The sequence below is a fragment of the Bacillus sp. BR3(2024) genome (assembly GCF_039134555.1).
Taxonomy (GTDB): domain Bacteria; phylum Bacillota; class Bacilli; order Bacillales; family Bacillaceae_G; genus Bacillus_A; species Bacillus_A cereus.
The window spans coordinates 287,501-297,500 of sequence record NZ_CP152433.1 but is presented as its reverse complement, the minus strand read 5'-3'; the positions used below and the strand labels follow the sequence as shown (position 1 = coordinate 297,500).

The window sequence follows — 10,000 nt, the reverse complement described above, 5'->3', positions numbered from 1 at the left end:
CACTGCCCCCTAAATATAAAGCACATTTCACATTAGTCGATCCTACTCCCGATATTGGATTATATAACGCCGGGGCTGACTTATACTTATTAACTTCAAGGGAAGATCCTTTTCCAAATGTTGTTTTAGAAGCATTAGATGCAAAACTTCCTGTTATAGGGTTTAAAAATGCTGGAGGTTTTGAAGATGTTGTTACAGAAAAAACTGGTGCCTTAGTAGATTTTTTAAATTTACCCAAAATGCTAGAGAAAATATATGAATTTATTCACGATGAGGGATTACGATTACAAAAGGGAAGCTTTGGCCAAGAACTTATCGAAAAAAACTTCAATTTTCTTAATTACATTTATCAATTACTAGATCTTCTCGAACATAATTACAAAAAGATAAGTGTAATCATACCGAACTATAATTATGAAAAATACTTACCTGCTCGAATCGAATCAATCTTAAACCAAACCTACCCTCTTTACGAACTAATTTTCTTAGACGATGCCTCCACTGATCATAGCGTATCAACTTTTAAAAAGCTGCTCTCAAAAGAAAATAAGCCCCACCTGAAGGTTCAACAGATTATTAATGATAAAAACTCTGGTTCCGTATTTAAACAATGGATAAAAGGAGTCTCTGCAGCAACTGGTGATTATATTTGGATCGCAGAGGCTGATGACTTATGCGATAAGACATTTTTACAAGAGGTGATACAGGGGTTTTATATAAATAACAATATTACCTTAAGTTACACACAATCAAAACAAATTGATGAACAAGGAAATGTATTGGCTAATCATTATTTAAATTACACAAATGATATCGATAAAGAAAAATGGAAAGGCCCCTATTTTCGAAAAGGCGTCGAAGAAATACAAGATACGTTACTTATCAAAAACACTATACCTAATGTTTCAAGTGTAGTTTTTAAAAATATAGATATGAAGAAAACAGAAAAACAGTTAGAGAAGTTCAAAATAGCTGGTGATTGGTTTTTCTATGTTTCTCTTCTTACAGAGGGAGATATTTACTTCAATCCATCCCCCTTAAACTATCATAGACGACATTTAAATAGCGTAACGAGAACAGAAGATTCATACTCCCATTACAATGAAGTTGTACAAATGCAAAATTTCATTAAAGAAAGATTTACTATCGACGACATTTCTAAAATGAAAATGTATACATATAGAAAGCATCTTAAAGCATACTTAAAAATTTAAACATGTGCTTTCTATGCCATCAATATCTCTTGTAAGTTGCTACTATTACTTAAGGGAGGAATACTCTTTGAAAGACTTTATAGAGGAACATAAAGATTTAATTTCTCAAATCGCACACAACTATAATGTAAATGCAAGTATCCATCCTGAGGATCATATCTTTCAGTTCATTGTCACTAATCCCGTCTTCCCATCAAAAAAAGAAGCGATAGATTACTACTTTAAAGATGGGCAAAACTCAGCACAAATACTCTTAAACTTAATTACTTCCCTTTATCCTCCTACAGGCAATCCAATTAAATTGTTAGAATTTGCATCCGGATACGGCTGCGTAACACGTCATTTATTAAATCTACAAGCGAATTTGAGTATAACCGCTTGCGATATACACGAAGAGGCTATTTCCTTTATTGAAAACAAATTAAATAATTCTTCTATATTATCTCATCCTGAGCCTGAACAGTTAAAATTGGACTCCTCTACGTACGATATCGTTTTTTGTCTATCCTTTTTCTCTCATATGCCTGATACAACTTGGTTTCGTTGGCTGCAAACATTGTATAACGCTGTTTCACCTGGTGGTTTATTCATTTTCACAACCCATGGCTATCAAAGCAAAAAATACTTCGGGTTTCCAAATTTAAATGAAAAGGGCTATTGGTTTCTCTCTTCTAGTGAACAATTCGATTTAGATGTGAATCAATACGGACAAACGATAGTTAGTCCCTCTTACGTGTGTGACAAAATTAAATTATTACCCCATAACCCAATTATCAAAAAGTATACTGAAGGATTTTGGTGGGAACATCAAGACCTTTGGGTTATAGAAAAAGAAGCAAAATAATAACCCACGCTCTGCTTATACAAGTAGAGCGTGGGTTATTATTTTTTACTATATAAGAACTCTTCAATCCATAGCTTATTTAATCTAATCCCATGTTTAAAATCTATTTTAGGTTCCCAATTCAATTCTTGTTTTATCTTATCAATATTTAAAATGATTTTTTGAACGTTCTCTTGTTTTTGTTTGTAACAGATAAAATCCACTTTTCTTTCTGTTATTTTCTCTAATTCCACTATAATTCGTTTTAAAGAAAGACCTTTGCCACTCCCTATATTGTATACGCAAGATTTCAATTGATTTAATTGTGCTAGTTGTATAGTAATTTCAACTAAATCATCGATATAAATATAATCTCTAATAATCTCCTCTGGATTCCCATATATATGAATCCTTTCATTACTGAGATGCTGGTACAAAAAACAATTTATCGCCCCTACTTTTTTTAAGGGGTTTTGGTATTTTCCATACGGATTAGAATATCTACATACAACATAATCTATTCCATATTTTCTCTTATAAAAATACAAATAATTCTCCAGCGAAACTTTTGTTATTCCATACGGGGAAAGTGGTCTTAATGGATGTTTCTCATCAATAGGCAAATATTCAGGTTCACCATAAACTGTGCCTCCCGAAGAAGCTAATATAATTTTTTTAATACGAAAATCTTTAACACTTTCCATGAAATTAAGAAAAAATAGACTGCTATTAATATCACCGAAAACATCTTCAATTGAAGTTGCTACGTTAGACGTCGCAGCTAAATAAATAATAATATCTATATTCACTAAAGCCTTATATATATCCTCAACATTTTTTAAATCACCTTTAATAAATTCAACTTCACTTACAATATTTTGAGGAAAATTATTTATATGTCTGGAAAATACTTTTACATTTTGCCCCTGTTTCAATAAACCCAATGCGAGGTTGATACCAATGAAACTATTTCCACCTACTATTAAATAATTATTCTTCCTCATAATATCATCTCTCTAGTAATAAATTTTTCCCGTCGTCAAACCTAAAAATATACACAAATAAACTGGATCATTTCGATTATTCATCTTCTTATCATTGTATGTTTGTTATAAATTTTCATTATCTTTATTTTCTATTTTCATTTTAGAATAGCTTCCTTATTCAGGTTGACTGCAAAAACACTCATAATATTTACTCATCCCCATGAATATATTTAATAAACAATCCTCACTTGTTTAACCCATAAAAAAACGTCTACATACACAAATTTCCCAAAAAGGAGTGCTGAACTCATGAAGAATATAAATCAAGAACTTTTAAATCATGTAATTCTACATAAAGATCGAATTCCGCATTACCATAAAGACTTTCCAATTATACTATTTTGGAGTCATAGAAGCGGATGCACCGCGTTAGCTAATTGGTTCTTTTTTCAAATCGGATTATTTACTGAAGCAAAGAAATACAATGACTTTATTCATTACTATGAGTTCTGGGTGTATAAGAACAATACAAATTACATACCAGAGTTACAAAATGGTCTTCTAGAGGGTAAAAAGGATGTTTGTAAACTTGTGCGAAATCCCTATACAAGGGCTGTCAGCTCATTTCTATTACTTGCTGACAACCCATATGCTAGCCCTCAATGGGAAAGTATCCGTCATTATTTTTATAATGACAAATATAGTAATCAAGGAATATCATTTAAACAATTTTTATATTACGTTCAGGCATTCAGCTCCAATTCTCTAGCGTTAGATATACATTTTAGTCAACAATACGTCCCTGGTGAAGAAAACTTCATCCAATGTTATATTCCTTTAGAAGATTTTAATACACAAATCACCAAACTAGAACACACGTACGATTTGATAAAATCCCCTTTAGCACTTCTTACAAATTCAGATCATCATCGCGCACACAAGATGATTTATGCAGGGAGCTATGCAGAACTTAGCATTACAGATACAGACTTCCCACGATTTCCAACATACGAAAGCTTTTATGATAAAGAAACTATGGATTTAGTTACAGAAATATACACACAGGATTTTGAAATGTATCCATACACGAAAGGGATATTTTAAGTCTATACATTTTCCCATGAATAAAAGCTGATGCATCGCATAGCATAAAGTGAAACTTTAATTCGATTGGGGGTTCTCTTCAACTGATTATTCCCTTCTCCTAATCGCAATTTTAAGAGATACCTAACTTTCACCCATTCCCCCTTTGATTTCGCTGATTGTTGACGTGTATCATACTTTCCATAAATAGATTGCATTTAACATAGGAGGGATGTCGTGTGGAAATCAATTTGAAACACAATAATGGGTACTGCGTTATTTGCGAAAAGAAAGCTACATTTATAGAGCATAATGATTGGCTTAGAGATCATTATTTATGTTCTACATGTAACTCTATACCAAGGCAGCGAGCTTTAATCCATGCCTTGCATACATTTTTTCCAAAATGGGATTCCTATAGTATCCACGAATCCTCTCCTGGAGGAATTACAACTCAGCTACTATTAAAAAACTGTAAAAACTATACTTATTCTCAATACTTTAGAAATTATCCTCTTGGCCAATACTTTCAAGGTATTAGATGTGAGAACTTAGAAGACATGACTTTTGAAGATGAATCTTTTGATTTATTCATTACTCAAGACGTTTTTGAGCATGTAATGACGCCAAACAAAGCCTTTAAAGAAATAGAACGAGTATTAAAACCTGGCGGCGCTCATGTATTTACTGTCCCTTGGTATCATACACTCACAAAAACTGTGCAAAGAGCAAGAATGAATCAAGAAGTGATTGAATATATTGAAGAGCCCATTTATCATGGAAACCCTATTGATGAGAATGGATCTTTAGTAACGTTCGATTGGGGGCAGGATATGATTGAATATATTTATACACACGCAAACATGTATACCATTGTTTATTTACAAAAGGATAGATCACTAGGGTTAGATGCTGAATTTTTACATGTTTTTATTAGTAAAAAGCAAGAAAATAAAGTTTAATCACTATATAATTCGGAGGTTTAACAAATGAATAAATTTAAGTTAGGAAGTGATTTTGATCATCTTGTTAATTCACTATCTGATGTCGAACTTCTAAATTTATTTATACAAAGTTGTTCACAAACAACGATAAATGGGGTTCCCGTACCTAGGTTTCCTCCTGAAGAAATTCAAAAACAATTTGTAGGTGCTTCCTATGAACATGCTCTTTACGAAGCATATTTGTTTTATAGACATATAAAAGAATACGCCCAAAATTTAGGGGTTCCCTTGAATAAAGAAAGTAAAGTTTTAGACTTCGGCTGCGGATGGGGAAGAATTATACGCTTCTTATTTAAAGATGCCTCTGATCAAAATTTACTTGGCATTGATGTCGATCCTGCGATGATCACACTTTGTAATGAAACACTAGGAAGAGGGATATATAAAACAGCAAGTCCACATCCCCCTGTAGAATTTATTAGTGACAATTCATTAGATATCATATTCGCTTATTCTGTATTCTCACATTTATCCGAAGCAACTGCCGAAAATTGGGTAAAAGAATTTTCAAGAGTTCTTCGCCCTGGTGGAATCTTCATCGCAACAACACAAGCGCGCTATTTTCTTGATTTTTGTCAACAATTCCAAGAACATCCTGAATTAATTCAAACAGGATGGCATAAAACTTTATCTCAAGCTTTTCCAGATATACATCGCGCCATCTCGGATTATGAAAACGGCAAATTTGTTCACAGTCCTACTGGTGCAGGAGATGTTAGAAATAGTAGTTTTTACGGAGAAACTGTTATACCTAGGACTTATATTGAAAATCATTATGAGAAATATTTAAAGCTACAAGACTTTTTTGATGATGTAAATCGATTACCACAGGCCCTCTTTGTCCTTCAAAAAATTTAATTCCTTTCATTCAACGTAATAAATTTCATGACGAAAAGCACTTTCTATTTCAGCTATATATCAAATTACCTAATACTCTCTTAATTAAGTAAGCTTAAAGAAATCCAATACATACCATAAAAAGACAGTAAACAGATAACATATCTCTTGTTTTAAAATTGCTTCACCAAATCAAGAATAACTTCCCAACACTTGAACTACGAAAAACATGAGGGGGATATAACTTGAAAATAATCGCTTTTTACTTACCACAATTCCATCAAATTAAAGAAAATGATCGATGGTGGGGGAAAGGATTTACTGAATGGACAAATACTAAAAGTGCACAACCTTTATTTTCAGGACATTATCAACCTAGGGAACCTTATCAAGATTTTTATTACGACTTAACTACCCCCTCCGTAAGAAAGTGGCAAGCGGAAATCGCTAAAGCATACGGTATATATGGTTTTTGTTATTATCATTACTGGTTTAAGGGAAAAAGACTATTAGAAACACCCTTTAATGAGGTACTAAAGATGAAGGAACCTGACTTCCCTTTTTGTCTTTCTTGGGCAAATGAACCATGGACAAAATCTTGGGATGGTCTCGATAAACATATATTAATGCCTCAAGACTACGGAGATATATCTGATTGGAAGGAACACTTTGATTATTTATTACAGGCTTTCCAAGATGAGAGATATATTTATATAGATGATAAACCTCTATTCATTATTTATCGTCCAGGACATATTCCTGATTGTGAAAAAATGCTTAATTACTGGAATGCATTAGCGCGAGAAAATGGTTTAAAAGGTATATACTTTGCTGAAACATTAAACAGTTTTCCACTACCTAATATAAATGGATTCGATGCCAGCATTCAGTTTGAACCTTTCTATACAATTGCCCATGATAGCTCTTCAGACATAAATAAGGTAATATATGATTCTGATATGCAATTAAATGTTTGGGACTACGATAAAGTATGGATGTATATATTACAACGATCGCTCCCAAAGAAAAAAACATTTCCCGGGGCTTTTGTTGATTGGGATAATACTGCACGACGTAAAAACGCGAATAGCAGCATCTTTGTAGGTTCTACCCCTGAAAAGTTCACCATATATTTAAGCAAGCAAATTCATCGTACTTACTCTTTTTATAACAGCGAGTTTTTATTTATTAACGCATGGAACGAGTGGGCGGAAGGAACTTACTTAGAGCCAGATAAAAAATATGGATTTTCTTATTTAGAAGGGGTTAAAAATGCAATTGATAGAGGTATGAAAGCATACAAAAAAGACGAGTCATTCTGACTCGTCTTAAAGTTGCTTGGCGACGTCCTACTCTCACAGGGACAAGGTCCCAACTACCATCGGCGCTAGAGAGCTTAACTTCCGTGTTCGGTATGGGAACGGGTGTGACCTCTCTGCCATCATCACCAAACTATGAAGGCATATTCCTTCAAAACTAGATAACATTTGCTACATATTATATGGTTAAGTCCTCGATCTATTAGTATTCGTCAGCTCCACATGTCACCATGCTTCCACCTCGAACCTATCAACCTGATCATCTTTCAGGGATCTTACTAGCTTACGCTATGGGAAATCTCATCTTGAGGGGGGCTTCATGCTTAGATGCTTTCAGCACTTATCCCTTCCGCACATAGCTACCCAGCTATGCCCTTGGCAGAACAACTGGTACACCAGCGGTGCGTCCATCCCGGTCCTCTCGTACTAAGGACAGCTCCTCTCAAATTTCCTACGCCCACGACGGATAGGGACCGAACTGTCTCACGACGTTCTGAACCCAGCTCGCGTACCGCTTTAATGGGCGAACAGCCCAACCCTTGGGACCGACTACAGCCCCAGGATGCGATGAGCCGACATCGAGGTGCCAAACCTCCCCGTCGATGTGGACTCTTGGGGGAGATAAGCCTGTTATCCCCGGGGTAGCTTTTATCCGTTGAGCGATGGCCCTTCCATGCGGAACCACCGGATCACTAAGCCCGACTTTCGTCCCTGCTCGACTTGTAGGTCTCGCAGTCAAGCTCCCTTATGCCTTTGCACTCTACGAATGATTTCCAACCATTCTGAGGGAACCTTTGGGCGCCTCCGTTACACTTTAGGAGGCGACCGCCCCAGTCAAACTGCCCACCTGACACTGTCTCCCGGGTCGATAAGACCCGTAGGTTAGAATTTCAATACAGTCAGGGCGGTATCCCACCAGCGCCTCCACCGAAGCTAGCGCTCCGGTTTCAATGGCTCCCGCCTATCCTGTACAAACTGTACCAAAATTCAATATCAGGCTACAGTAAAGCTCCACGGGGTCTTTCCGTCCTGTCGCGGGTAACCTGCATCTTCACAGGTACTATAATTTCACCGAGTCTCTGGTTGAGACAGTGCCCAAATCGTTACACCTTTCGTGCGGGTCGGAACTTACCCGACAAGGAATTTCGCTACCTTAGGACCGTTATAGTTACGGCCGCCGTTTACTGGGGCTTCAGTTCAGAGCTTCGCTTACGCTAACCCCTCTCCTTAACCTTCCAGCACCGGGCAGGTGTCACCCCCTATACTTCGCCTTACGGCTTCGCAGAGAGCTGTGTTTTTGCTAAACAGTCGCTTGGGCCTATTCACTGCGGCTTTCCGTTAAGAAAGCACCCCTTCTCCCGAAGTTACGGGGTCATTTTGCCGAGTTCCTTAACCAGAGTTCTCTCGCACACCTTAGGATTCTCTCCTCGCCTACCTGTGTCGGTTTGCGGTACAGGCACCTTTTATCTCGCTAGAAGCTTTTCTTGGCAGCGGGGAATCAAAGACTTCGCTCCATAAGGAGCTTCCCCATCACAGCTCAGCCTTTACGATAAGCGGATTTGCCTACTTATCAGCCTAACTGCTTGGACGTGCACAACCAATCGCACGCTTCTTCTATCCTTCTGCGTCCCTCCATTGCTCAAACGATAAAGAGGTGGTACAGGAATATCAACCTGTTGTCCATCGCCTACGCCTGTCGGCCTCGGCTTAGGTCCTGACTAACCCTGAGCGGACGAGCCTTCCTCAGGAAACCTTAGGCATTCGGTGGACGGGATTCTCACCCGTCTTTCGCTACTCATACCGGCATTCTCACTTCTAAGCACTCCACCAGTCCTTCCGGTCTGACTTCACTGTCCTTAGAACGCTCCCCTACCACTGATACCATTGGTATCAATCCGCAGCTTCGGTGGTGTATTTAGCCCCGGTACATTTTCGGCGCAGAGTCACTCGACTAGTGAGCTATTACGCACTCTTTAAATGGTGGCTGCTTCTAAGCCAACATCCTAGTTGTCTAAGCAACTCCACATCCTTTTCCACTTAATACACACTTTGGGACCTTAGCTGGCGGTCTGGGCTGTTTCCCTTTTGACTACGGATCTTATCACTCGCAGTCTGACTCCTAAGGATAAGTCATTGGCATTCGGAGTTTGACTGAATTCGGTAATCCGATGAGGACCCCTAGTCCAATCAGTGCTCTACCTCCAAGACTCTTACACTTAAGGCTAGCCCTAAAGCTATTTCGGGGAGAACCAGCTATCTCCAGGTTCGATTGGAATTTCTCCGCTACCCACACCTCATCCCCGCACTTTTCAACGTGCGTGGGTTCGGGCCTCCATTCAGTGTTACCTGAACTTCACCCTGGACATGGGTAGATCACCTGGTTTCGGGTCTACGACCACGTACTAAACGCCCTATTCAGACTCGCTTTCGCTGCGGCTCCGCCTCTTCAGCTTAACCTCGCACGGGATCGTAACTCGCCGGTTCATTCTACAAAAGGCACGCCATCACCCGTTAACGGGCTCTGACTATTTGTAGGCACACGGTTTCAGGATCTCTTTCACTCCCCTTCCGGGGTGCTTTTCACCTTTCCCTCACGGTACTGGTTCACTATCGATCACTAGGGAGTATTTAGCCTTGGGAGATGGTCCTCCCAGATTCCGACGGAATTTCACGTGTTCCGCCGTACTCAGGATACATTCAAGAGAGAACGAAGTTTCGACTACGGGGTTGTTAC

The 10,000-nt window shown here is 38.0% G+C and carries 7 protein-coding genes and 2 rRNA genes (2 of these 9 cut by a window edge); 6 read left to right on the top strand and 3 right to left on the bottom strand.

From position 1 onward, the window contains the following. Together V7S45_RS01670 and V7S45_RS01665 are read left to right on the top strand one after the other, a co-directional pair. Positions 1–1,214, top strand: the 3' portion of a protein-coding gene (locus V7S45_RS01670; protein WP_342761628.1) for a glycosyltransferase. Its footprint begins 718 nt before the window's first position; the window shows 1,214 of its 1,932 coding nt (coding positions 719–1,932); its start codon lies beyond the left edge, outside the window; the stop codon is at positions 1,212–1,214. Positions 1,215–1,281: 67 nt separating this feature from the next. Next, positions 1,282–2,058 (top strand): class I SAM-dependent methyltransferase, encoded by a 777-nt coding sequence (locus V7S45_RS01665; protein WP_000651232.1) that lies wholly within the window; start codon positions 1,282–1,284, stop codon positions 2,056–2,058. A 38-nt stretch (positions 2,059–2,096) separates the two neighbouring features. Here the strand turns inward: V7S45_RS01665 and V7S45_RS01660 are convergent, their stop codons facing one another. After that, entirely contained in the window at positions 2,097–3,041 is a 945-nt protein-coding gene (locus V7S45_RS01660) for an NAD-dependent epimerase/dehydratase family protein (RefSeq protein ID WP_001230833.1), read from the bottom strand. A 291-nt stretch (positions 3,042–3,332) separates the two neighbouring features. Here V7S45_RS01660 and V7S45_RS01655 point away from each other — a divergent pair, with 291 nt between their 5' ends. From V7S45_RS01655 to V7S45_RS01640, 4 genes are all read left to right on the top strand, one after another. After that, a complete protein-coding gene (locus V7S45_RS01655; RefSeq protein ID WP_025688562.1) occupies positions 3,333–4,127 on the top strand; it encodes a sulfotransferase family 2 domain-containing protein in 795 nt (264 codons plus the stop codon). A gap of 218 nt (positions 4,128–4,345) precedes the next feature. Continuing rightward, complete coding sequence (locus V7S45_RS01650) at positions 4,346–5,068, top strand: methyltransferase domain-containing protein (protein ID WP_000405122.1); 723 nt, start codon at positions 4,346–4,348, stop codon at positions 5,066–5,068. A gap of 27 nt (positions 5,069–5,095) precedes the next feature. After that, entirely contained in the window at positions 5,096–5,968 is an 873-nt protein-coding gene (locus V7S45_RS01645; protein ID WP_001031897.1) for a class I SAM-dependent methyltransferase, read from the top strand. Between the two features lie 224 nt (positions 5,969–6,192). After that, on the top strand, positions 6,193–7,269 hold the full coding sequence (locus V7S45_RS01640; protein ID WP_000690976.1) for a glycoside hydrolase family 99-like domain-containing protein: 1,077 nt from the start codon (positions 6,193–6,195) through the stop codon (positions 7,267–7,269). 14 nt (positions 7,270–7,283) lie between these two features. Here the strand turns inward: V7S45_RS01640 and rrf are convergent. Both rrf and V7S45_RS01630 read right to left on the bottom strand, forming a co-directional pair. Then, positions 7,284–7,399 (bottom strand): 5S ribosomal RNA (rrf, locus tag V7S45_RS01635). A 49-nt stretch (positions 7,400–7,448) separates the two neighbouring features. After that, positions 7,449–10,000: ribosomal RNA gene (locus tag V7S45_RS01630) — 23S ribosomal RNA — on the bottom strand; it runs 370 nt beyond the window's last position.

Coding starts and splice junctions, on each gene's coding strand:
- V7S45_RS01660 (WP_001230833.1), bottom strand. CDS start 3,041: ATGAGGAAGAATAATTATTTAATAGTAGGTGGAAATAGTTTCATTGGT.
- V7S45_RS01645 (WP_001031897.1), top strand. CDS start 5,096: ATGAATAAATTTAAGTTAGGAAGTGATTTTGATCATCTTGTTAATTCA.
- V7S45_RS01655 (WP_025688562.1), top strand. CDS start 3,333: ATGAAGAATATAAATCAAGAACTTTTAAATCATGTAATTCTACATAAA.